The sequence below is a fragment of the Clostridium sp. AF50-3 genome, assembly GCF_003477445.1.
Lineage (GTDB): Bacteria > Bacillota > Clostridia > Lachnospirales > Lachnospiraceae > Otoolea > Otoolea fessa.
This window is the reverse complement of record NZ_QUDH01000006.1, coordinates 115,192-139,781: the sequence shown is the minus strand read 5'-3', so window position 1 is coordinate 139,781 and position 24,590 is coordinate 115,192. Positions and strand designations below refer to the sequence as shown.

Here is a 24,590-nt window from a genome sequence, read left to right as displayed (position 1 = left end):
CAGACCTACTGAACAGTTACCCTTATTTTACTTAATCCGTCAGCGCCTTATGATATTTCGTTTTCCGGTAAATTTTCCAAATAATGATACCCGGAATGCTCACGGTACATACGACGGTACTCACGCCTCCGATCACTCCATATATTCCAAATAAGATGGCTGCGATGATGTTCATACTTAATTCCTCCTGACTCATTCATTTTTCAATGCAAGCTCACTATGCTTTGTTCCCCATTTTATTCTTTTTATCCAAAATGAAAAGAGTTTCGGCGCATCCTTAGCAAGACTTTAATCATCCTTTCGCTTTCTTACGTTATTCATAATAATTTCGAAATATAAGTTAAAAGCGTGAAAATATTGATTTTAAAGGGTTTTTTCAATTTTTTAAAACTTTTTCAATTTTTTTCAAAAAAACGCTTGCATTTTTTTTGAAGGCGTGATAGTATATAGGAGTCGCTGATGAGCACCGCTTCAAAAGCGAGAAAATCATATCGAGGCGTGGCTCAGTTTGGTAGAGCGCTGCGTTCGGGACGCAGAGGTCGCGTGTTCGAATCACGTCGCCTCGATTGAATAAAATTAAATATGGCCTGTTGGTCAAGCGGTCAAGACGACGCCCTCTCACGGCGTAAACCCGGGTTCGATTCCCGGACAGGTCACTGGAAAGAGATTCGAGATTCGAGTCTCTTTTTTATTTTCTTCATTCTTGACCTTTCACAAAATCATGTAAACTATAACTGAATTTTGCCGATGCTCCGCATTCCAGATCGGCAAAATACACTTTTCTACAGTATCGAACAGGATTTTCAGTCCAGAAAATTCCTGCCTGCAAATAGTAACTCTCCTTTTTTCTTCTTCATATACTGCAATATAGCCAATATGAAAAGAGGTATCTTTTTATGGAAACATACAACTACGATGCAGCAGCAGTGCCTGAGGGGGATGCTGACACGACTCCGGCGGCGGCACCGGAGACGGATGCGGCAGCAGCTGGAACCAGTGATACGGCACAGTCTGGATTTAGTTCTCAGCCTCCTGTTATCTTAACATATCCGGACAGCTCATCCAATGATCTTCAGGTATCTCCGGGCTTCGGACCATACGGGGATGTGATGCCCACCCTGCCGTCCAATAATCATGGCAGCCCGAACACCGGTGGCTGCATAAACTGCGGCGGTTCCAACTGGAAGCCATCTCCAAATGGCGCGCTCTGGACCTGGGGCATTCTCTCGCCGTTCTTTTCCACCTCATCGGAGATCGCGCACCTGCGTTTCTACAATGCCGCCTCCATCCGCGAACCCATCGATATATACCTGAACGGACGTCTGGTCGTATCCGATCTGGATTACATGAATTATACGCGCTACATGCACATCATCCCCGGCATCTACCAGCTGACCGTCTACCGCCGGACCAATCCGGGATTCGCCATCGTCAACACAAATATCCGGCTTCGCAGCGGTTACAGCTACACACTGGCGGTTCTGGGTACTTTTAATGATTTTTCGGTACAGATGCTCAACGCCTGATCGCTTTTATTTGAGAAAAGCTTCTTCACGCGAGTGCAAATCCCGCGAAGCGTTTTTTTGTTTCATAGGACGTAATTTCCTATGAAAAAAGAGACCGCCACGTTCACGCGTGCGGTCTCTCTTCCGTGTCCTCTGCAATTATAAATTTATGATGAGAATATAACTGTCCGAATCTTAAACAGCCATCTATTTTTCCGGCTCATCTGTCCGGTTTGCTTTCTCGAGCTTTGCCAGATGCGCGGCTGCAAATTCTTTGATTGCCTCAAAACTCTGCGGGCTGATCACATGTTCAATGCGGCAGGCATCTTCCACTGCCACCTCTCTTGGCACATCCAACGCTACCAAAAGCTTTGTCAGTAATGTATGACGCTCATAAATCATCTCCGCGATCTTCCGTCCCGACGGCTCCAGAGTGATATATCCCTCATGATCCATCGAAATATAACCGTTTTCACGAAGATTCTTCATCGCAACGCTGACGCTTGGTTTTGAATACCCCAGCTCATTGACTACATCGATCGAACGGATCATCGGCTTGCGATAGCTTAACATAAGAATCGTTTCCAGATAATCCTCTGCTGACTGCTGTATTTTCAAAGTGATTCCCTCCAAACTTCTAACACATAACCGGCCTGGCTTCGTGCCTTCCCGTCTCCCGCAGAATAGTCTTCCCAAACTGCCGACCAGTTACCATAATACTATATACTAGAATACCATATTTGGAAGAATATTTCAAACCATATCGAAATCAATCTATCGTTTCCAGAAACCGACGGAGTTACTGTTCACGCATACGTGCCCAGTAACGGAATTTGCCGTGGCTTCGCCTTTAAATACGTCAGCAAGCTGCACAGTGTTCCTGCAAAATTTCTTCCAACGCGGTTTTGCTGCTGGTGTGGCAGCGGACAACTTCTGTCCGGCTTCCCTTTGCACCATCAACCGCCGTCCGAATCATTTTATGGGAAACGGTGCTTGTAAAGAGTACAAGCAGATCCGGCGCTCCGATCTGTTTGCCGAAATCCGCCGTCATCTGTGTAAATACCTTTGCCTTACAGTTAAATGATTTGCAGATTTTCACGTACTGGCTGACCATGCGGTCATGACCACCTACAATTACAACACTCATATTTTATCCTCCGAAAGTTAGCTCTGTCTAACTGCTGATGAAGTTAGTATACACTAACTCATCTTATTTGTCCAGAGGAAAATTGAAATTCATAGAAAATTCATAGAAATAAACGTACCGTGCAAGACTATTTTTCACCAACCAACCTTATCTTACACGGTACGCATTTTCCCATTATCCATTTTTATCCAATACTAATTTTTATCGTATTTTACGCTTTTAACACCTCCTCTGTTACTCCCGTTTTTCCTATTCCAGCTTTATACACCTCCAATCCCGATATCGCTATATCAAATGTCCAATCCGTTTCGCACAGAAATTCCATTTTCTGATACACATCCCAACGACTCATCGACGTATGTTCTTCTAACTGATATTTTCTCCCCAGCTGCCGGTATGCATGAAGCCCCAGTCTATGATATGGCAGAAATTCCAATTCCTGACAATTTTTAAGTTCCTGGCATAACTGCGCCGTTTTCCGAATATTTTCCACATCATCATTGACTCCTTCTACCAGCGGCACACGGACATGAATCGAATGCGGCGCGCAGATCGCATCGGATTTGCGGATATTTTCCAGAATACAGGCATTGTCCTGCCCCGTCCATTTCTTATGCTTTTCCGGATCCATGGTTTTCACATCCACATAAAACATCTGCAGATGCGGCACGATCCGTTTGACATTTTCAAACGAAGTAAACATATCTAACTCTGCCGCCGCATTGATACAGGCATCATCACAGGCCTCCAGCAGTGCTTCCGCAAAATCCGTCTGACAGAACAGATCACCTCCTGAAAGTGTCACGCCACCACCAGAATAGAAGAAAAACATCTCATCCTTCTGGATCTCGCGCATTACCTCTTTTACGGTCATCTCCTTGCCATAGATCTGCTGTGCCCGGTAATTGCAGGCATCCACACACTGAAAGCACTGTTTACAGCGGCTGTAATCCCTCACGATCTCTCCCGTTTTTTCGCTCCGGCGAAGTGCCTGTTCCGGACAGACCTGGATGCAGGCACCGCATCCGGTGCAGCGCTCTTTCATATAGTAGACTTCCCGCTGCCCCGACTGTGACTCCGGTGTCGAACACCAGGCACAGCGCAGGGGACAGCCCTTAAAAAATACAACCGTCCGCATTCCCTTCCCATCGGAGAGGGATAACCGCTCAATCCGAAGAATATTTGCTTTTAATTCCATACGCTGTTCCTCCTGTCAAGTACACCTTGCCTGCTGCCCGCCACCGCGCATGATGCACATCCCCGGTAGCTGATTTGCCGTATTTTTTATGAAACACGGCAGATTTCACTCTTTTTCCTAGCAGATATTGGAATGTGAAGTTCTGGAAATGATATCGTCCTGTACTTCTTTTCCAAGCTCTGTAAAATATGCTGTATAACCAGCTACACGTACCAGCAGTCCGTTGTAATCCTCCGGATGCTTCTGTGCTTCTTTTAAGGTCTCCGTATCGATGACATTGAACTGTGTGTGGAATACGCCCAGGGAGCAGAGACTCCGCAGGTAGTTCATCAGTTCTTTTGTCGAGTTCGGGCTGTCGCGGAATACCGTATCCATCTTTACATTCAGCAGGGTTCCCTGATTGAAACGGCCATGCGGAATGTGGGAAATGGATTTCAATACAGCGCCCATGCCCTCGGTATCGGTTCCCTGGTTCGGAGATACGCCGTCTGCTAACGGTTTCCAAGCCAGACGTCCGGACGGAAGTGCACCGACCTCCAGACCAAACGGAGTATTTCCAGATACCGGAAGAATACCTGGCGTCATCTTGCCGAATTTGCTGTGGAACGACTCAATATAGTCCGCGATAAAACAGAACATATCACCGGTCAGCTCGTTTACTTCGTCGTCATCATTGCCGTACTTCGGAGCTTCATCACACATCTTCTTGACATCCTCATAACCCACAAAGTTTGCATCCAGTGCATCCAGAAGACGCTGCATCGTTACTTTTTTCTCATCAAATACAAGTTTCTTTACTGCAATCAGGCTGTTGATCAGGTCTGCTACGCCGATCGCATCAATACCATTTCCAAGGTTATATTTCGCACCGCCCCATGCGTAATCTTTCGCATTCTCTACGCACTCATAGAAGGAAAGGGAAAGTGCCGGAACGACCCTCTGGAAGCCAATGTCATCGCATACATGGCTGGAAGCCACGGTTCCGCGAAGTTCATAGCGGATCTGCTCTTTGACTGCCTCTTCAAACTCTTCGTAGGTATTAAAGGCAGTCGGATCGCCGGTCGCCTCAGATGCCTGAATGCCATATTTACGGCTCTTGCCGTTTAACAGGGCAAATTCAACCGCAGAACCTAAGTTGAAGTCTGCATATGCGGTGTAGCATCTCTGTTTTCCTTCCAGGTTCGTCTCTACACAGCCGCATGGATTCCAGTTATATGCTTCTTTTAACGGGATTCCCTTGTTCAGGAGCATCTCGATACCAACTTCATCGTTGTGAAATGCCGGGAAACCGGTTCCAAGCTTGATAACCTCTGCAATCTTCTTTAAGAAGCTGCTCGGATTCTTCGCCATATTGTAGCGGACAGACAGGGATGGCTGATATAACTGTACTTCTGCGGTTGCCTGCAAAATCAGGTACGACACGTCATTGACTGCGTCCATGCCGCGCTCATCCACACCGCCGCAGCATACGTTCTGGAACATTGGGTAACCGGCGGAAAACTGTGCGGTTACCTGATCCTGGAACAGGCACTGCTCAGAGAATTTAACCCATAAGCAGTCCAAAAGTTCCTGCGCCTCTTCCTCTGTCAAACGGCCAGCCTCGATATCTGCCTTATAAAATGGGTAAAGATATTGATCCATACGTCCCGGGTTGTAGCTTGCTGCATTCTGCTCCATGAAAATACAGGTCTGGTAAATATACATCGACTGAATCGCCTCGCGGAAGGTACGCGCCGGTTTTTCCGGAACCTGATCGCAGGTCCCTGCAATCTGTAACAGTTCTTTTCTGCGCTTCTCATCCGGCTCTGCCTCTGCCAGCTTTCTCGCCTCTGCCGCATAGCGGTGTCCCAATGCGGAGATACCGTCAGCTGCCAGCTCCATCGCTTTCAGGTATTCAATCTTCTCATAGTCACCCGGACGGGTAATATCAAGTGTATCAAGCACTTTATGGATATGCGCCTTGATTCCCTCCATGCCTTCTTTAATGACTCTGGAATAACCCGCAGTCGTCTCGCCCCAGCCACGAACCGATTTACGGTTGATGTAAAGAGCGCCGCAGTCACGTAAGGTTGCCGCAAAATCTGGGCATTGTACCAGCCACTGCTCATACGTGGAACGTCCCTTCCAGTACGGGCGGATGATCTCCTCAAATGCCTTCCGATCCTCTGGGCGCAGATAGAATGGGTCATATGGACGGGTACTGATGGTATCCAGCTCCTCATCCAGAACCGACCAGCAGGTATCGACACTTAAAATACCGCCGCGCTGCTTGCTTCCGGCATTGCCGACAATCAGCTCATCCCCCCAGATTTTTACAGTTTTCTCCAGGCACTGTTTCTTAAATGCATATGCTTTCCGGATGCACAGCGGCTGTCCCTCTGATTCCTGGAAGCCCTTTGTCAGGATAATTGCATTTTCCAGATCCATCTCTGGCTTGGTCTTTAATACTCTCTGTTTTAATCGGTCAATCCGATCCATGTATGGTTTTCTTTCGATTGCTGCCATCTGATTTCCTCCTATTTTTTACTCACATTCCCATTCTGTGGGATTTATTTTTTTAGCACCTGCTATAAATCTCTTTTCGTTTAAAAGTATAGCAATTCTTATGTGGAAATGGTACAATATCAATAACTAAAAATACCAAAATCTTAACATATTGAATTTTTATAGAAAGAAGGGATCCTTTGAAATCTACTTCCCAGTTACAGGAAATCAACCACTATCAAGATCAAGATTTTCCGGTCAATGTCTACTATTCTGATATTCATTCCATGCAGCCGCCGGGACGCTGGCTGCGCGACTTCCACTGGCATGATGAGCTGCAGTTTACCCTCGTACTAAGCGGAACATTGACAATGCAGGTAGATAATCTTTCTCTGCCCGGACAGGCTGGAGATCTGATTTTCGTCAACACCTCCCTGATTCATGCCGTCACACAGATGTCGGAAGACGGCTCCTATGCGAGCCTCAATTTTCCTTACCGCCTTCTTGCCTTTTTTCCTGGAAGCCGCATGGATCAGGACTACGTCCTGCCCTATACCGCCGGCGGGAAATTCTCCGCTTTCTCTATTCACCCGGAATCCGAATGGCAGAAAGAGTTGATCGGACTGCACAAAAAAATAACCGATTTATTTCTTTCCAATCAGGTTAAAGGCAATGAATATTCTATCTGCATTAAGATTACCTCGATGTGGAATCTGTTGATTTCCAATTTTCACAGCAGTGGGAATTCTACCTCTATTAACCTCCTGCGCCAGCAGCGCCTGCAATCCATTCTCCTGTTCATCTATGCACATTACGCAGATGATTTACAGCTCTCAGACCTGGCTGCATCAGCCAATATCAGCGTCGGAGAATGCTGCCGGATTTTTCAAAATATTCTTCACACAACTCCCTATGGATATTTAACTAATTACCGCATCCAGACCAGTGTTTCCCTCCTTCACCGCGATCTGCCCATCTCACAGATTGCCGGACTGGTCGGATACAACCAGGTCAGCAATTACATCGCCACATTCAAACGGATCATTGGCTGCACACCAGCACAGTACCGGAAACAACACTTATCAAAACCAGATATCCCAAGCAGTTAATGGAAAACCGGCCGGCTTCTCTTCATCAGGGAAACCGACCGGCTGCTAAGGTGGTATAAAAATATAAAGGGGGGCTTTTTCAGGATGATGCAACGATTATTTTAATTTTCCAATTTCATCAAATCGTTTATAAGCATCGACAACCGCATTGATCACGCTGCTGCGGAACCCACGGTCTTCCAGTGTCTTCACACCGATCATCGCCGGACCAGCCGGAGAACACACATCATCTTTTAAATTCTCAAGATGCTTTTCGCTCTGTAAAAACAGCTGCACGGTTCCAAGGATTCCTTCCAGTGCATATCTTCTCGCCTGATAACGTAAAAGACCATTGTAAACGCCGCCGTCTGCCAGAGAATTAGCAAACATTGCGATAAACGCCGGGGATGTAGATGTTAATACCGTGCCTGCCACAAACTGGGAGGCCGGAAGGCTGTCAAATCCACCGGCTTCACGTAGAATATACCGGAATTCGTCCTCCTGTTCCTTCGTGTAGCTGTCGCCCTGTTCGATCAGGATAAAACCTTTTCCAATCAAGCAGGCTGTATTCGGGAGAATACGGATAACCGGAACATTCTTTCCTTCTAACTCTAATTCTTTCATATAGGTTGAAACCTCAACACCCGCTACAATCGAAACGATAATTTTTTCCTGCCCTTCTTCTGCACATGCCGCAAAGACCGGTTTCACCTCTTCCAGAACACTCTTTAAAAACTGCGGTTTTACACAGAACACAACATAATGAGCTGCCTTGATCGCTTCTCCATTGGTCTCAACAAAGTTGCATCCCAGCTCGTCCGCTAATTTCTGTCCTTTTTCTGTAACCACATCTGTAATCACAACTTCCGATGGATCAATTCCCTTGCAGGCTGCCGTTGCAAGAGCTGTACCCATAGTTCCACTTCCAATAAAAGCAATTTTTTTCATAGCTGGTCTCCTTTCAACTTAAAGTCCGAGTTAGTAATATACTTCAAATATATCTTATGTGGCTTATATTTCCCTTCGCCTTTCAGCGAAGGGAAGTTCCCGCTCTCAGCGGATAAATTTTTCTTTAAATGCCTGAACATGCGCTTTCTGAACCGATATCAATTTATCTACATCTCTCTCCTGAAGACAACGATAAATTTCCTCATGATGTCCAATATCCATATCATCAATCGAAGATAAATTAATCCGGTTTAAAAACAGAAGACGAATACTCAAATCCTGGTAATTATTCATCTCCCGCTCAAGAAACGGATTCCTAGTCATAGAAGAAATAATTCTATGAAATGCTCGATCCAAAAGAACTCTTTCTTCCGCATCTGTCTCCTCTCTCAGGACTTCCAGGCTGTCTTTCAGCCGCTTTAAATCTTCTTCCGTCCGATTCATAGCAGCAAGCTCTGATTCAAGTGGAGACAGAGCAAATCTCATCTGATAAATCGATTCCACTTCATATAAGGAAATCTCATTTACCATAATACATTGTCTCGGGACAATTTTCACAAAGTTTTCCCATGCCAGTCGATTCAGTGCCTCACGGATGGGAGTTCGTCCCATCCCCAGCTCTTCCATCAATTCAGCCTCTACTAATGTCTGTCCGGGGCGAAGTCTGGCTGTAATAATCATCATCTTAATCTTCTCGTATGCCACATCACTAACTCGCATTGTTTCCCTCATCTTTCTTGTAGAACAAATCTGTGATTTGCATCCAACTTCTTTTAGTCTACAGGAATGCTTATTTTTATAATAGCGCAAATAAGGATCAAATTCAATTAGACTTTTGTATATACCCCGTTTCTGATATAGTTACTGTTCACGCATACATGCCCAGTAACCTGATATGCCCTATTTTTTTTATAATTTTTCGACGCATCGCTTGTAATTTTCTTCCGCGTTGCCGCCCTTATGCCAGATATCCGCGATCGCTTCCGCGATTGGAAGCGGATCCGATTCATTGTACATAACATTTCGTCCCAGCAAGATTCCGCGGATATTGCTGCTGATTCCGATCTCTTTCGTGTACTCTTCTACAACCTCAATCGGCTCACTCTTTACCTCGTCTGGAACTACCAGCACCGGACAGGTGGTCGCCGCCGTCGGAACTGCATATTCATGATTCAGCGGAACTTCAATCCATTTGCCGGATGCACGGCAGCCAAGAGCGCCTACCACGCCGACTACCTTACACAGACTCTCTGAATCCGTCTTCATCGTAAACCCCGTTTCCGTCGTTTCTACATACAGCGCCTCGATAAAAATTGGAAGACCAGCTGACTCTGCTGCATTGACAGCTTCTGCACAGTACCGAACCGTATATTTGCTTCGCTCATCCATCGGATTCAGACGGATCATAAACTTTACACCGTCCATCCGAAGTTTCACTAGGCGATCGACTGTATAACAGGACGGCATATCGTCCATCTCCCATACCGTATTTTTCAGACCGCCCCGGTTCACAGTGCCAACCAGCATCTTCCCATCCAGAAACGCCTTTTCTCCACGTTCCCGCTGCAACTTATTGAGGATAAATAAATCTTCAATAATATCCGGTGTCGCCTCGATTCCATCAATCTGATCACTCTGCAGCATCCGCACCAGGCGGGATAAATACTCCCGCCTATTACTTAAACCAATCGGATTTCCTTTGTACTCATTGATCATTCTGGCATTGTGATCCGCTGCCGCAAATACCAGCTTATCATGCGGAAATCCCGGTTTTTTTCGCGCCGCCGCTTCCTGCTCAATAACCTCCGGAGAAAAGGCTTTTATCTTGTTTAATTCTTCAAAAATCTTGTCATTCAAAAAACTTTGATAATCAAATCCCATATACACCTTTGCCTTTCTCTGTCACTGAACACATTTTATTTTCCAAAATTAACGATTGCGTCAATTTTATCTCTTCCGCCTACTTTATCGCCCCACTGATCATATACGCTCTGGGCTGCCTCGATAAATGGTTCGCGATCCGGCTCTGTGATTTCGATGCCCTCTCCATTTAACAGTTCCAAGCACTCATCCTCAGATGCTGTATAAAGTTCTCTCTCTTTATCGATCATTTCTTTGGTGCACTCATCGATAATCTGTTTGTGCTCGTCCGAAAGAGAATCATAGAAATTCTTAGCAACTACGCAGATACCTAAGTCGTTGGTCCATCCAACCATTGCCCAGTGCGGCGCTGCCTCATAAAACTTCTTGGAATAATAGTTTGTATTGGCCGCTTCTGCACCGTCAATAATGTTCTGCTGCAGCGCTGTGTATAATTCGCCGTATGCCATCGGCAGCGGGCTTGCGCCGAATGCGGTAAAGGAATCCAGCTGTACCTGATTTTCCATGGTCCGGATCTTGAGATTCTTTAAATCCTCGATACTGTTGATCGTCTTCTGCGTTGTCATGATATGTCTGGTTCCCAAATCCAGGAAGCCCATCAGATGGAAGCCTTTCTCCTCACAGTCACCGCTATAGGACATTCCAATCTCGTCAGAGTCCAGAACGGAATACATATGTTCCTTATCTCTCCAGAGGAACGGAAGGCAGAATATATTAACAGATGGAACAAAGCTGGAGAACGGCGCTACCGACGTCATCGCCATCTCTACGGTGCCAAGCTGCATACCCTCAATGACATCTCGCTCATTGCCAAGCTGGTTATCCGGATATATTTCTACTTTAATTTCGCCATTGGATCGCTCTTCCACAATCTCTTTAAAATATTCCGCTGCTTTTACCGGAGGTTCGGTTGCTGCCTGTGATAAGGAAACCTTTACGGTCACCGCACCACCGGATGAACCGCCTGTATTAGCCGCTGCCTTTGCGGACTCTCCTGTGGAAGCGCTGCCGCCTCCTCCACATCCTGCCAGAGAGCCAGCTGCCACCAGCATCGCCATCGTCATGCTTACAAACCGTTTCACATTTTTCTTCATATCAATAAATCCTCCTTTCATTTCATCTTCTTATCCCATTAACTGCGGCAGCCATAAATAGGTCTGCGGGAGATATGTAACAATAATCAGTACAACTAACATTGCAAGAATCGTAGGAATTACAAACGGGAATACCTCTCTTACACTCTTGCCGGTCAATCCACAGGCAACGAATAAAGTTGCTCCATAAGGCGGTGTTACGTATCCAATCGCCAGGTTGATGCAGACAATAACACCAAAGTGAATCGGGTCGATCCATAAGCGGTTGCTACCGGGAATAAGATCGGCATTAAAACGATAATTGCAGAGAAACTTTCCATAAACATTCCAACTAAGAACAGCGCAATATTTAAGAAAATAAGGAATGCAGTCTTACTTGTGATGAATGTATTCATAACCTGGATTAAGAGCTGCGGCAGCTGTTTTGCTGTGATAAACCATGCAAAGATATAAGCGCAGCCTGTGATAATCATGATGCCAGCCGCTGTCTGCGCGGACTTAACAAAAATACCAGGTAAATCTTTCAATGTAATTTCTTTGTAAATAAACATACCTACCAGGAAGCCATAGACAACCGCCACAGCCGCTGCTTCAGTTGCAGAAAAGATACCGCTGATGATACCACCGATAATGATAATCGGAAGTCCTAAACCAGGAAGTGCAGAAAACATCGTTCTCCGTACTTCTTTCGGATCAAACTTGGTTGTCTGGATATATGCATCTCCGCCCCTGGAAGCGTGAATATAGGAGTAGACCATCAGTGCCACACCAATCATAACTCCAGGAATAGCGCCTCCGAGGAATAACTGACCAACAGATGCACCTGTGGAATATCCAATCAGAACCATTAAGATACTTGGCGGAATAATCGGTCCGATACTTCCTGCTGCTGAGAGCAGAACCGTTACGAAACTCATGTTATAGCCTTTTTCTTTAAATGCAGGCGTCATGATCGAACCGATTGCTGCTGTTCCAGCCGTTGCTGAACCGGAAATTGCCGCGAAAATCATGGATGCCAGTACGGCTACCATCGCCAGACTTCCTTTTACAAAGCCGATCGACGCACTTGCAAAATCTACAATCCGTTTGGACATACCGCCCTGATCCATCAGATTTCCTGCCAGCATGAACATCGGAATCGCCATGATCGGCCAGCTGTCAAGACCCGCAAACATTCTCTGCGGTACCAGAACCAATGGGAAATTTCCCTCAAGCATAATCGAAAGTGTCGTTCCCATTCCGAGTGCAACAAAAATAGGGGCTCCGATTAGAAACAGACACAAAATACAGATAAATAAAAATCCTAACATATCGCAGCCTCCTTTACTAATCTATAAATTCTCTCGGTTCTTCCGGTGCATTCTTGTTTTTTAAGCGTTCGATAAAGGTAAGGAGCTGTTCCATAATCATCAAAACTCCACCGGTTGGGAATGCCGCGTAAATCAAAGCCATCGGAATCTGCATCGCCGGAGACGTCTGAGCCGTCGTAGACTGTACTACTTTGAACCCGAAATATGTCATAATACATAAGAAAACAATCGTTAAAAGATCTACAATCGCGGTCAAAATGCGTTTCGGCTTTTGCGGAAGTGCAGATGTCAGAACATCTACCTGAAGGTGAGAACGATTTCTCATCGCAATCGCCGATGCCATCAATACCAGCCATATCATCAGATATCTCGCTAATTCTTCGGTCCATCTAAGAGGACTCTGTATTACAAAACGAAAAAAAACCTGAATAATAACTGTAATTGTCATCGCAAGGAAAAGAACAACTACTACCGCATCATTTACATTTCGAATTATCTGGAGAAGTGGGTTCCCCTTTTCTTTCATAATGTATCCCCCTTTCCTGGATAGTTTTTACAAAGGCGGCAGCCGGTGAAACTGCCGCCGGTTTTTTATTAGATCTTTCTCTCTAAGCCGCGTTTCTCATAGTAAGAATCCGGGATATCTTTCGGATCTTTGTACATAACCATCACGCACTTACCGTCACTGCCGATAGTCGGCACATCCATAATGAATAATGGCCATCCAAACCATTTGTACCAACCAAACTCCCACATGGTTGTACAGTTCAGGCAGTAGCACTGGAATCCTTCCTTATTATAAGCTCTTGGATCCGGTTTATCTAAAGTCTGTACCTTGTCTTGACATTCGGTTACCAGCCAGCCGCCGCTGTTACAACGCGGAAGTGTAAAGGTAATCTTCTCCTCATCCTCTTCCCAAATCTGATCGCCGTTATCATGAAGAGCAGACCATAATACTGCACGGTTCTCCAGGAAATCTTCCATTGGGAAATCTTTATATGTAGCCTGACCCGCTTTATATTTCTCCATCCAGTCCTGCAGACATGGCGGATAGCACCATAATGCATAGTCTTCCATACATTCAAAGATCGCCTCATCCGGTGCCCATTTCTTGAAATTGCGTAATGTCTGATTTACCCAGCGGACTGCGAAATGGTGAAATCCTGTCTTTTTCTCTACATTTAATTTGTGCAGCTCCAGCGCTTTTTCCATATCACCGGCTTTGATCGCTGCCTCTAATTTATCAATATTGCGAACCGCATAATCATTGCGAACCTTTTCCAACGTCTCTGTATACATCTTCTTTTCCATAATCTATACCTCCTTATTACCAAGCTGTCTTCTTTCCGTATTTTTCATCTTCCTGGATCGGGAAATGCACTTCTTTACCAAGGTCGCTCGACTGATAAATCGCACGGATAAATTCAAGTGTTCTTCTTCCCTCTACGCCGTCTACCATCGGCTCACGATCTTCTTTGATCGCATGGATGAAATCAGTAAGCTGTCTTCTGTGATTTTCGGTTGCCACATAGCCAGCACCCGTTGCTGTATCACCAGAGTCAACTTTTACCTTGGTCAGGTAATCATCCTCGTTCATGCCTTCTACTTTCCATTCTACGATCTCTTCTTCCACAATCTTGATCGTACCTTTTTCACCATGGATTTCGATGTGACGCGGATAACCCGGACGGACTGCACTACTACTTACCAGGCTTCCCAACGCCCCATTCTTAAATTTGAATATTGCGTTGGCTACGTCATCTACTTCAATATCCGGATGCAGGGTTGTCATATAATTACCAGTCAGTCTCTCTACATCGCCGACTAAATAAAGCATTAAGTCAATAAAATGAACGGTCTGGCTAATCAGGGAACCGCCGCCCTCACCTTTCCATGTACCTCTCCATGCACCGGAAGCATAGTATTCATCGCTTCGGAAGCATTTTCCAGAACAATCAACCGAAAGAAGTTTACCAAGCTTGCCTTCATCCAGCGCTTTCTTGATCAGCTGAGCCTGATCCATGAAACGGTACATAAAGATAACACCAAATTTAACGCCCGCTTCTTTACATGCTGCAATCATCCTGTCAGCTGCATTACAATCGACAGAAATTGGTTTCTCACACATTACGTGTTTGCCAGCCTTCGCACAGTCCACAACCATCTGCTCATGCAGGAATGGAGGTGTTACTACACAGACAGCATCGATATCATCTCGTTTCAGCATCTCTTTATAATCCGTGTAATAAGACGGAATATTGTACTCTTTGCTGAATTCCTTTGCCACATCCTCTTTCACGTCACAGAATGCAACAACCTCTGCTTCCGGGATATCCCGAAGTGCTCCTGCATTTAACGGACCTGCCATACCGCCGCCGATAATACCAAATCTGATTTTGTCGCCCATACTCTTTTTCCTTCCTTTCTTTTTTAATCTTTTATTAGTACATGCACTTTGTTTTCTTTAATATATCTCAGATATCTTACTGATATATTAGCACTTTATTTTTTTATTTTCAAGTCGTTTTCTGATTTTATTTGACGAACTTTAAATCGTATTGATCTTTTATCATGTTTTATTTCATTGTATTGTACATTTCCAATCCATTTTCCCCCATATTTCCCTTATTGCATAAACAATCGGTCAATTTTATTCTCATTCAAATATTCTTCCGCCATTGATTCCACATAAATCTTGAACAGATTTCATAGAACAATTCTTTTCTACAAAACAAAGAAGAGCCATTTAATGTCTCTGCATCAAATGACTCTTCTCATTTTCAATTCTTTACTGCCCAATCTCCGCCGCCGGACCCACTGCCGGTTCCTGCGCCGGACCGTGTCCTGGTCCGATGTCGCTGCCCGGTCCTGCCGGCACGATCGTCGTGCTAGATTCTGCCGGATCTTCAACTGTCTCGGCAGGTGTTTCCGGCACCACCGCCGGGGCTGAATACCGTTTTCCTGCCGTACCCGTCTTGTGGATCCGCTGCATCCGCTCTTTGATGGATTCGCTCTTGATCTGCTCGATCTTGGCGCTGGCGTCTTCTTTTAACTCCTTGCTGCTGCGGCCGGAATCGCCGCTCTTTGCAGACTCCAGAAGCTTCGCCGCCTCATCCGAGAGCAAATGATCCCTTCTGAAATTCGCCGCGGTATATCCGCTGGTTGTGATTTCAAATGCATCCGGATGACCTGCCAGATAGGTTCCTTCTCCGCGTCCATTGTCCGTCTCCGGGGTATCAAAGGACGCCGCCGGAAGCCCCTCTACCATCTTTTCCATCGCATTTTTCCAGATCTTCGCCGGATACGTGCCGCCGTACAGGCTGGAAAGTGTCTTCTGCTGGTCGTAGCCAACCCAGACCGTCATCGTATAATATGGCGTCATGCCGCAGAACCAGCCGTCACGGCTGCCGTTGGTCGTACCGGTCTTTCCGGCCGCCTCTATATTGCCGCTCCACCCCATCGATGCCGCCGTACCTTTTGTGACAACTCCCTTTAAAATATCGGTCATCATCACGGCGCTGCTCTCCTGGTAAACCTGAACCGATTCATAATCTTCAAAAATATCTTCGCCCTGGTTATTGATCATCTTGATAATACAGGTCGGTTCGCGGTACTGTCCCCGGTCTGACAGCGCTGCATAAGCGCCCGCCATCTCCTCGGTCGTCATACCGGTGGTAAAGCCGCCCAGGGAGGTCGCCGGATAATAGTCCGCCGCCTGCACGCTCGCGAAGCGCATCTGGGTTAAATATGCCATGCCGACATCCGGTGTGATATCATCATAGATATACCATGCCACACCATTTTTACTTCGCTCGACCGCATTTCGAAGCTCCAGCCTCTCGCCGGAAAGGGACTTCACATCCACGCCCTTCTGCTTCGCCGCGTCAATATCGATATTCGGAATCTTTGTTTCCGATGTGTAACCATTTTCCAGTGCCGGTGTATACACGATCAACGGTTTGATAGAACTTCCCGGCTGTCTCGGGCTCTGGAACGCACGGTTTAATGTGTAGGTATCCGTCTCCTGACTACGTCCACCCACAATCGCCACGACGCGGTTCGTCTTGTTGTCAATAACGGTGGACGCGCCTTGCAGCTTGTAAACGCCGTTTTCGGATGTATTGCCATCAAAGGACAAAACTCCATCTAATGCATCCTGCAGGATCGTCTGCTTGTCCGGATCCAACGAGGTATAAAGGTTATAGCCGCCCGTGTAGAGCGCATCGCGCTCCTGGTTGTACACCTCGTTGTAATTGGCATTGTACTCTTTGTAAGCCTCGTCGCTGCGGAATCCATACTGGAATTCAAAGCCGTCACGGCGCATCAGATAGCGAATCGCACAGTCGATCGCATACGTCGTCTCATAGTTGTGCAGCGGCACTCTCTGGCGGTTGACCGTGATCTCCTCCGCCTTTGCCTCTTTGCACGCTTTCTCCGTAATAAATCCCATACTCAGCATATCTTCCAGAATCTTATCGCGGCGTGTCAGCGCATTTTCCGGATGACGGTACGGGTTGTAATACGTCGGCGAGTTCGGAATCGCACACAAATATGCCGTCTGGCTCAAGGACAGTTCATCCGCATCCTTGCCAAAATAACCTCTTGCAGCCGCCTGAAGCCCGTAGTACGTGTTCGCGAAGCTGATATCATTGATATAGAACTCCATAATCTGCTCTTTGGTGTATTTCTTCGTCAGATCTAAGGAAATCAGCATCTCCTTGATCTTCCGCTCCATCGACACCTCGCGGGTCAGAAAACGGTTTCTCGCTAACTGCTGGGTGATCGTACTCGCGCCGTGCTTTTCTGCTCCCTCAGTCAAAAAGTAATTGACTGCGACACGGAAAATACCTTTTATATCAATGCCTGGATTTTCCCAGAACGTCCGATCCTCGATCGCCACAAATGCGTTGACTGCATTCTGCGGTATCTGGTCATACTTCAAATAACTGGAATCCTCGTCTCCCGTCAGCTTCGCCAGCACATTACCGTTGGAATCATAAATATAACTTGCCTCCTGCAAACGGAATGTATCCAGCGTACTGTTTTCCACCACTCCCTCTATCTGGCTTTTATAGTCCTCATAGAGCGGAATCAGCTTATATGCTCCAAATCCGGCACCGCCAATCACCAGCAGTACCAGACACACCAGAAGCGTCTTGAACATGGTTCCAAAGATCCTTGCCATCGCATGGAACACGATCCGCCCACCGCTCCAGCTGTTATTTTTGCCCGCTTTCTTTCGCTTGCCGACATCGATTTTCCCGCTTTTCTTTGCGGTGCCCCGCCTGCCCGAAGATCGTGCGGATGAAGCTGCCGGTTTCTTTCGAACGCCGGAGGCGTCCTCTCTCGTCTGTTTCTCCCTCATCTCTTCCCTCATCTTCCTATGTATCTATGATTGCTGCCATTCTAATTTCATGCGGCACCTCAGGCTTCAATAATGCCAGTCTGCGGACAGCAACTTTTTATACTTTTCTGACAAAATCAGCTTGGACTCCATTTTATTATAAGTTTTTTTGTCCAAAAGAACAAGCCTGTTTTCGAAATCTGCCCAATCTCCTACCGCGTGTTACTGTTCACGCACACATGCCCAGTAACGGATTTTTCCGTGGCTTCAAAAATGCCTATCTGTAAACTGCATTTTCGCTATATCAATGCCGTTTCCGAAAAAGAAATGCTAGAAGTTCATGCACTAACAGCGGCGTGGCGGATAACAGGAGAAGCGCCAGCCACTCTGCCGGGCGCAGCCGCACCGTGTGAAGGAGTTTCATCAAAAAAGGAATCTCCGTCACCGCAACCTGCATCAGAATCCCCACAAGGACTGCCGCAAGCATCAGCGGATTTTTCCCAAGACTGCGTGAAAATGCCGAGCCCGTAAGCGAGCGCATGCCGACCGCATGAAAGAGCTCCGACAGCCCCAGAACGGTAAATGCATACGTCTGTGCCCGCAAAAGCTCCTGTCTGCTGAAAAATGCCCCCAGCGTGACTGCTGCAATCAGAGACCCGTAAAATACCATGCAGAACCACCCGCCTCCGGCAAACAGCGACTCGCCCGTCCGGCGCGGCGGCTGACGCATCAAGTTCTCCCGGTCGTTTCCATCCATGCCGAGTGCCAGCGCCGGAAGCGAGTCCGTAATCAGATTGATCCAAAGGATGTGCCCGGCTCCCAGCGGCGCCGGTATTCCGATAGCAACGGCGGCAAACATGGTTAAAATCTCCCCCAGATTGGAGGAAAGCAGAAACAGTATAGATTTTCGTATATTTTCATAGATGCCGCGCCCTTCCTCAATTGCCCTCTCGATCGTCGCAAAATTATCATCCGTCAAAATCATATCCGCCGCCTGCCGCGCCACATCGGTTCCGCCTTTTCCCATCGCGATCCCGATATCGCTGATTTAAGCGCCGGCGCATCATTTACGCCGTCCCCGGTCATCGCCGTCACGCACCCGGCGCGTTTTAAAGCCCGCACAATCCGGACTTTATGTTCCGGCGACACCCGTGCAAAGACTGATACAGAACCGATTCGTTCCTCCAGAGCTCCCTCATCCAGCGTTTCCAGCTGCGCCCCCGTCATGCATTCTTCCCGCCGTTTGGCAATCCCCAGCTGCCTGGCGATCGCAAGCGCCGTGTCTGCATGATCTCCAGTGATCATGACCGTCCGCACAGATGCCCTGCGAAATGCCTCAACTGCCCCGGCTGCTGCCTCCCTCGGCGGATCCATCATGCCTGCCAGACCCAGAAATACCAGGTTCTGCTCCAGCTGTCCCACCTGTTTCTCCCACTTTCCATCCGGCATTTTTCCTGTTTGAAGCTCCCTATACGCCCCCGCGAGTACTCGCAGGGCACGCGCGGACATACGCGTGATCTCCGCCTCAATCTCTGTCCGCCTCTCCCTGGTCAGCGGCACAATTTTGTCCTCTTCCATCTCATAACGACACCTTTTAAGAATCACATCCGGCGCCCCTTTTACACAAGAAATCCAGTTTTCTCCCTGCTCATGCACCGTCGTCATTCTCTTCCGATCCGAATCAAAGGGAATCTCCCCTTTCCGCGGATATCTCCGACGCAGATGCTCCGGAGAAACACCACAATTTTCACAAAATCCGTACAGCGCCCGCTCGGTGGCATCCCCCACCGTCTCCCCGGCATCGCTGCACAGCGCAAATACCTCCAGAAGCCGTTTTCCCACTTCTCTTTCCTTAGAGCGCGCCAATTCCTGTTCCGTATACTCCTGTCGATTTACATAACATGTCGTCACCGTCATCTCATTTTTCGTCAGCGTCCCCGTTTTATCTGAGCAGACCACGCTGACTGCCCCCAGTGTTTCCACGGACGGAAGACGGCGCACGATCGTGCCAGCCCGCGCCATTTTCGTCACTCCCAGCGCCAGCACAATCGTCACCGTCGTCGGAAGCCCCTCCGGCACGGCAGCTACCGCCAGGGAAATCGCAGTGAGCAGCATTTCCATCACGTCGCGCTTCTGCCAGACGGCGAGGGCAAATAATAAAACGCACAGCCCGATCGTAAGAATACTCAATAGTTTCCCCAGATCCGACAGCCTTTTTTGCAACGGTGTCTCCTCCTCCGGCGCCTCGCGGATCAGAGAAGCAATCCGCCCTACCTCCGTATTCATGCCGGTGGCGATGACAATTCCCTTTCCCCGCCCTGCCGTCACGTAAGAAGTCATAAATGTCTCATTTTTACGCTCTGCCACCGGAAGCGCACCGGCGGCTAAAAAATGGCTGTTTTTCTCAACCGCCCGCGATTCGCCGGTCAGCGCTGATTCTTCTGCCCGCATTTCAGCTGTCTCGGTAAGACGCAGGTCGGCTGGAACCTGCCGCCCGGCATCGAGCACGACCAGATCCCCCGGCACCAGCTCCCGCGCGGCAATCTCCCGCTCTTTTCCTTCCCGGATCACAACCGCCTCCAGCTGCGTCATCCGTTTTAAGGATTCGAGCGCTTTCTCCGCCTTCCCCTCCTGAATCACGCCCACCGTGGCATTTAATACGACAACCGCCAGAATTACCCCCGCATCGCCGTACTCGCCCAAAAGCAGGGAGATCCCGGCTGCCGCAAACAACACAAAAATCAGGGAGTCGCAAAGCTGTGCCCCGATGCGCACAATCAGACTCCGCGGTGGTGCTTCCCGCAGCTCATTTTCCCCATAATGGCGCTGCCGCACCTCCACTTCCGCTGCCGATAAGCCTGTCCGCAAATCGACCGAAAACTCCCTGCACACCTCTTCCACCGTCCGGTTCTCATACATGCGCATTTCCCCCTTTTTCTGTCCCTGTTCTGTACTTTTCACAGACTGCATTTATTCATATGCGGAAAATAGGGGGGATTAGAACTGAATGGTTGGAATAAAGAAATGGAAAGCATAGTCCTGTTTGATGCTCAAATGGCATCGGAACTCTTATTGTTTCGATGCCATTCTATAAATTCTATGATTTAATTTTATCGTTCTGTTTCGGTCACATACCTTACACCTGTGGTTCCGGCTCCTGCGTCTGCGCGGCCGGTTTGCGCTCCATCGGCATATAACCTTCTTTCTTCCGCTGTATCGGCTGTACAGGCACCGTTGCTGCCGTATCCCGGAACGCCGGGAGGCTGCCTGTCTCCATGTAAGCGCGGAACGGAATTTCGCCCTGCGCCGGATCTCTCACGACCTCATTTTTCTCCACTTCTGGTCGTTCTCCTCTGCGCGGTGGACGGCGCTCAAACCGCTCCCGTCTTCCAGAAGCCGGGCGGTCTTCCCGTTTCTCATTTTCCGGCACCGCGCGGTTTCCGCTACGTCTGTCCGCTGCTCTCTCGGCTCCCGAAACACGCGCTGCCCTCTCTCTCTCTGAGCAAGCTCTTTCTCTGCCCTGCGTGCGCTCAGTATTCCCCTCAGCAGCACGATCCGCTGTACGGTTCCGATAGCTTCTCTCCGATCGTTCCGGTCTGTCACTGCCAGACGGACGTTCTTGTGCGCTGCGCTCCTGTTCCGGCTTTTCGGCTTTTTCCGGTGTTTCCAGACGTGTTCCCCTATTCGGACCACTTACGCCTCTTGGCGCCTGTGTCCGCTCCGAAAGAGGTCGAACCTGCATCTTATTTTTCTTTTCCTTCTCCCGGAAGCTTTTAAGTACGATCGCCGCCGAATACTGGTACGCATAGATACAGCTTTTCATCAGTTCCTGCTCTTCCTCCGTCTTGCAGGAACTCAAGAGCATCTCTTCCTCTTCTTTTTCCAGATATGCCTCTCCGTTCGTATCGCGTTCCTTTACCGGCTTGTAGATCCGGTATTTCTTGTAATACGGTGGACATGGAAACTGCTTATTCTTAACCGGTTCCGGTACAATCCGCAGTTTGTAGGTATCGGACATGCGCGCCAGAACATTATGTATTTTCTCACAATTCTCTCTCGTATTTGTCTCCCGCGCCGGGATACAAAGTAAATAATCCATCTATTTTCCCTCACATCTATCAAACGATCCTTTTCAAAATCGTTTTCTTCTCAAATTTTCTACATTTACGCCAATCTTTATTGTATCATGTCAGAGAAAAACGGGCAAGTGAAAAAGAATGTGCCTCACGACAATTTCCTGTTACACAAAAAAAGGCTGCCACACGAATGCCAAACGAACGATTTCCGTCCGGGGCCTTCTGTTTGTGACAGCCTGTCTTCCTTTATCTAACGCAGCCATATTTACCTGCGTGTTACTGTTCATGCATACGTGTCCAGTAACACCTGCGTTCCTCAGTCTCTTACACCATCCAGTCTTTCAGCACGCCGTGATCGCGCAGCAGCTTTCCAACCACCGTCTTGTCAATCTTCCGGAGAACCGGCTTTTTGAGTGCTTCAAGCGGCATCGGCAGCTTCATTTCCAGCGGCGATCTGCCATCCATCAGCTTGACCGTGCTGTCCAGAAGCTCGCGGATATCGTAGACACTTCCCCATACCTCCGGTACGCCGCGGTCTACGCCGCACAAGCCATACACCGCTTCCATCGCGGTGCGGACGGAATACTCGGTCGTGAAAATAGTATCACGCGGGGTCTCCGCAAACTGCCCCAGAAATGCCGCATTGACACATCCATCCGGGATAACGTCCGGGCGGTCTCCGGCACGCCGCGGCATAAAGAATGCTGTAATATACGGCATCATCGTCGGCGTACAGTTCGCATGGTTCTCAGCCAGTTCCTCGATCTGATCCTCCGGGATTCCGAGATGGTACAGCCATTCTTCGGTGATCTCCTTGCCCGTGCAGGCGCGCATCGGCTTCTTCACATAATCGCCCGGTACATCCGTAAATAAACTGTATACCCAGACGCAGATCTCGTCCTTATCCTGCGCTTTGAACTGTCCCTGACGGTTGATCGTCCAGCTGAGCAGCCAGCTTGAATCACGGCAGCTCACGATACCGCCTGTTACGACGCGTCCACTTCTCGGATCCCTGCGGCAAATCTTGCGGATCTGGGAAATGATTGTCTCATCCGAAGTCGTGACCGTCGCAGACTCCCAGTTCGTCTTCTGGATATCCGAGCAGAATTTCTCCGGATGTCCAAATGCCGGATCCTGCGCAGCAATCTGACGCCACAGACTCCAGCAGCCGCTGGTACGCACTTCCGCACCTTCTACCGGTGCCTGATTCTGGTCGCCGTAGATCGTTCCCTCAGTACAGCTTCCGTTCGTAATAAAGACAAAATCATCCTCAGTCAACGCGATTTCCTTCTTCTCGCCGCCCTTCACGTACTCGATCGCCTTCGCAACCTTTTTCTCACCCTGGATGTCAAACCGCACATTCGTAACCTCGGTGCCAAACTGGATCTGGACGCCTGCCGTCTCCAGATATTTCTGCATCGGCAGAATCAGCGACTCATACTGGTTGTAACGCGTAAATTTAAGTGCCGAGAAATCCGGAAGTCCGCCAATGTGGTGGATAAAACGCTGAAAATAGCGTTTCATCTCTAATGCACTGTGCCAATTTTCAAACGCAAACATTGTTCTCCAGTACAGCCAGAAATCCGAATCAAACACCTCATTATCAAACACATCCTCAATGGATTTGTCATACAGATCCTCATCCTTCGTGAAGAACAGCTTCATGATCTCCATGCTGCCTTTCTGGCTCAAGCGGAATTTGCCGTCCGTGTGTGCATCCTCGCCTCGGTTGACCGTCGCACGGCAGAGCGAGTAGTTCGGATCATGTTTATTCAGCCAGTAATATTCATCGAGAACTGATGCCCCCGGCACCTCCAGGGACGGGATGCTGCGGAACAGATCCCACAAGCACTCAAAATGATCCTCCATCTCGCGGCCGCCGCGCATCACATATCCACGGGTCGGATCCTGAATACCGTCACATGCACCGCCTGCTACCTCCATCGCCTCCAGAATATGGATATTTTCTCCCGGCATCTGTGCGTCTCTCACAAGAAAACACGCCGCCGCCAGAGAAGCCAATCCACTTCCGACGATATAAGCCGATTTGCCCTCGATTCCCGCCGGTTTCTCCGGGCGCGCAAATGCCTCATAATTTCCCTTCGAATAATAAATTCCCTTGCTGTTTTTCTCCTGGCTGCCGCGTTCCGTATTCCGGTAATCCGAAGCCGACTTAACCACTTTTCCTGCCTTTTTCCGCTTCGACGCCGCTGCCGCCAGCCCCGCTCCAACTGCCAGTGCCGATACCGCACCCGCTTTCCATGCTTTCTTATTCATGTCCTGATCGCCCCTGCCTTTCTTCAACTTTCAAACCACTTCTTTTTTACATTACCCCGATATCTAGTTTTTAATACTATCTAACAGTAGTTTGATAGTAAAACTTTTTTGGAGAAAAGTCAAGGGCATCATCTTCTGGCACTTCCCGCTTGCCTTTGGTCATTCCATTTTCTTACTACCTTTTGTACTGACTTTTCATGAGCTTTGGCTTTATACTTCTTGGCTTTGAATTGATTGT

The 24,590-nt window shown here is 48.1% G+C and carries 20 protein-coding genes and 2 tRNA genes; 4 read left to right on the top strand and 18 right to left on the bottom strand.

Going from position 1 to position 24,590, the window contains the following annotated elements:
* Positions 1-31 precede the first annotated feature (31 nt).
* Positions 32-175 (bottom strand): hypothetical protein, encoded by a 144-nt coding sequence (locus DW085_RS19120; protein WP_022358601.1) that lies wholly within the window; start codon positions 173-175, stop codon positions 32-34.
* A gap of 317 nt (positions 176-492) precedes the next feature.
* Between DW085_RS19120 and DW085_RS08895 the strand changes: the two genes are divergently transcribed.
* The 3 genes from DW085_RS08895 to DW085_RS08885 all read left to right on the top strand — a co-directional run bounded on the left by DW085_RS08895 (position 493) and on the right by DW085_RS08885 (position 1,526).
* A tRNA-Pro gene (locus tag DW085_RS08895) sits at positions 493-566 on the top strand.
* Positions 567-584: 18 nt separating this feature from the next.
* Positions 585-656: transfer RNA gene (locus DW085_RS08890), tRNA-Glu, on the top strand.
* A gap of 240 nt (positions 657-896) precedes the next feature.
* Entirely contained in the window at positions 897-1,526 is a 630-nt protein-coding gene (locus DW085_RS08885) for a DUF4397 domain-containing protein (RefSeq protein ID WP_107001100.1), read from the top strand.
* A 186-nt stretch (positions 1,527-1,712) separates the two neighbouring features.
* Here DW085_RS08885 and DW085_RS08880 read toward each other — a convergent pair whose 3' ends face one another.
* The 4 genes from DW085_RS08880 to DW085_RS08865 all read right to left on the bottom strand — a co-directional run bounded on the left by DW085_RS08880 (position 1,713) and on the right by DW085_RS08865 (position 6,355).
* Positions 1,713-2,123 (bottom strand): metal-dependent transcriptional regulator, encoded by a 411-nt coding sequence (locus DW085_RS08880; protein ID WP_107001101.1) that lies wholly within the window; start codon positions 2,121-2,123, stop codon positions 1,713-1,715.
* A 241-nt stretch (positions 2,124-2,364) separates the two neighbouring features.
* Positions 2,365-2,652, bottom strand: a complete 288-nt coding sequence (locus DW085_RS08875; RefSeq protein WP_022358490.1) for a DUF2325 domain-containing protein — start codon at positions 2,650-2,652, stop codon at positions 2,365-2,367.
* A 211-nt stretch (positions 2,653-2,863) separates the two neighbouring features.
* Entirely contained in the window at positions 2,864-3,850 is a 987-nt protein-coding gene (locus DW085_RS08870) for a glycyl-radical enzyme activating protein (RefSeq protein WP_107001102.1), read from the bottom strand.
* A gap of 117 nt (positions 3,851-3,967) precedes the next feature.
* On the bottom strand, positions 3,968-6,355 hold the full coding sequence (locus DW085_RS08865) for a formate C-acetyltransferase/glycerol dehydratase family glycyl radical enzyme (RefSeq protein WP_107001103.1): 2,388 nt from the start codon (positions 6,353-6,355) through the stop codon (positions 3,968-3,970).
* Between the two features lie 179 nt (positions 6,356-6,534).
* Here DW085_RS08865 and DW085_RS08860 point away from each other — a divergent pair, with 179 nt between their 5' ends.
* Positions 6,535-7,443 carry an AraC family transcriptional regulator gene (locus tag DW085_RS08860; protein ID WP_107001104.1) on the top strand — a complete coding sequence of 303 codons (909 nt, stop codon included), beginning with the start codon at positions 6,535-6,537 and terminating at the stop codon, positions 7,441-7,443.
* A gap of 96 nt (positions 7,444-7,539) precedes the next feature.
* On the opposite strand, the gene proC is transcribed toward DW085_RS08860, so the two are convergent.
* The 13 genes from proC to DW085_RS08795 all read right to left on the bottom strand — a co-directional run bounded on the left by proC (position 7,540) and on the right by DW085_RS08795 (position 24,352).
* Positions 7,540-8,370, bottom strand: a complete 831-nt coding sequence (gene proC, locus DW085_RS08855) for a pyrroline-5-carboxylate reductase (RefSeq protein ID WP_107001105.1) — start codon at positions 8,368-8,370, stop codon at positions 7,540-7,542.
* A gap of 105 nt (positions 8,371-8,475) precedes the next feature.
* Entirely contained in the window at positions 8,476-9,090 is a 615-nt protein-coding gene (locus DW085_RS08850; RefSeq protein ID WP_181357223.1) for a GntR family transcriptional regulator, read from the bottom strand.
* A gap of 189 nt (positions 9,091-9,279) precedes the next feature.
* Positions 9,280-10,251 (bottom strand): hypothetical protein, encoded by a 972-nt coding sequence (locus tag DW085_RS08845; RefSeq protein ID WP_107001107.1) that lies wholly within the window; start codon positions 10,249-10,251, stop codon positions 9,280-9,282.
* A 35-nt stretch (positions 10,252-10,286) separates the two neighbouring features.
* Positions 10,287-11,345 (bottom strand): TRAP transporter substrate-binding protein, encoded by a 1,059-nt coding sequence (locus DW085_RS08840; protein WP_182430844.1) that lies wholly within the window; start codon positions 11,343-11,345, stop codon positions 10,287-10,289.
* A 197-nt stretch (positions 11,346-11,542) separates the two neighbouring features.
* On the bottom strand, positions 11,543-12,655 hold the full coding sequence (locus tag DW085_RS08830; RefSeq protein ID WP_118492293.1) for a TRAP transporter large permease: 1,113 nt from the start codon (positions 12,653-12,655) through the stop codon (positions 11,543-11,545).
* A gap of 16 nt (positions 12,656-12,671) precedes the next feature.
* Complete coding sequence (locus tag DW085_RS08825) at positions 12,672-13,181, bottom strand: TRAP transporter small permease (protein WP_107001110.1); 510 nt, start codon at positions 13,179-13,181, stop codon at positions 12,672-12,674.
* Between the two features lie 68 nt (positions 13,182-13,249).
* Positions 13,250-13,966 (bottom strand): hypothetical protein, encoded by a 717-nt coding sequence (locus DW085_RS08820; RefSeq protein ID WP_107001111.1) that lies wholly within the window; start codon positions 13,964-13,966, stop codon positions 13,250-13,252.
* Positions 13,967-13,982: 16 nt separating this feature from the next.
* Positions 13,983-15,062: a Gfo/Idh/MocA family oxidoreductase gene (locus DW085_RS08815; RefSeq protein ID WP_107001112.1), complete on the bottom strand. Its 1,080-nt coding sequence runs from the start codon at positions 15,060-15,062 to the stop codon at positions 13,983-13,985.
* Between the two features lie 381 nt (positions 15,063-15,443).
* Positions 15,444-18,020 (bottom strand): transglycosylase domain-containing protein, encoded by a 2,577-nt coding sequence (locus DW085_RS08810; RefSeq protein ID WP_233430244.1) that lies wholly within the window; start codon positions 18,018-18,020, stop codon positions 15,444-15,446.
* Between the two features lie 283 nt (positions 18,021-18,303).
* Positions 18,304-19,026 (bottom strand): cation transporting ATPase C-terminal domain-containing protein, encoded by a 723-nt coding sequence (locus DW085_RS19740; protein ID WP_243033984.1) that lies wholly within the window; start codon positions 19,024-19,026, stop codon positions 18,304-18,306.
* Positions 18,981-20,918: an HAD-IC family P-type ATPase gene (locus DW085_RS08805; protein ID WP_243033983.1), complete on the bottom strand. Its 1,938-nt coding sequence runs from the start codon at positions 20,916-20,918 to the stop codon at positions 18,981-18,983. The genes DW085_RS19740 and DW085_RS08805 overlap by 46 nt, the downstream gene beginning before the upstream one ends.
* 217 nt (positions 20,919-21,135) lie before the next feature.
* Positions 21,136-22,098: a hypothetical protein gene (locus DW085_RS19735; protein WP_233430245.1), complete on the bottom strand. Its 963-nt coding sequence runs from the start codon at positions 22,096-22,098 to the stop codon at positions 21,136-21,138.
* A gap of 301 nt (positions 22,099-22,399) precedes the next feature.
* Positions 22,400-24,352 carry an oleate hydratase gene (locus DW085_RS08795; RefSeq protein WP_107001294.1) on the bottom strand — a complete coding sequence of 651 codons (1,953 nt, stop codon included), beginning with the start codon at positions 24,350-24,352 and terminating at the stop codon, positions 22,400-22,402.
* Between the last annotated feature and the right edge of the window lie 238 nt (positions 24,353-24,590).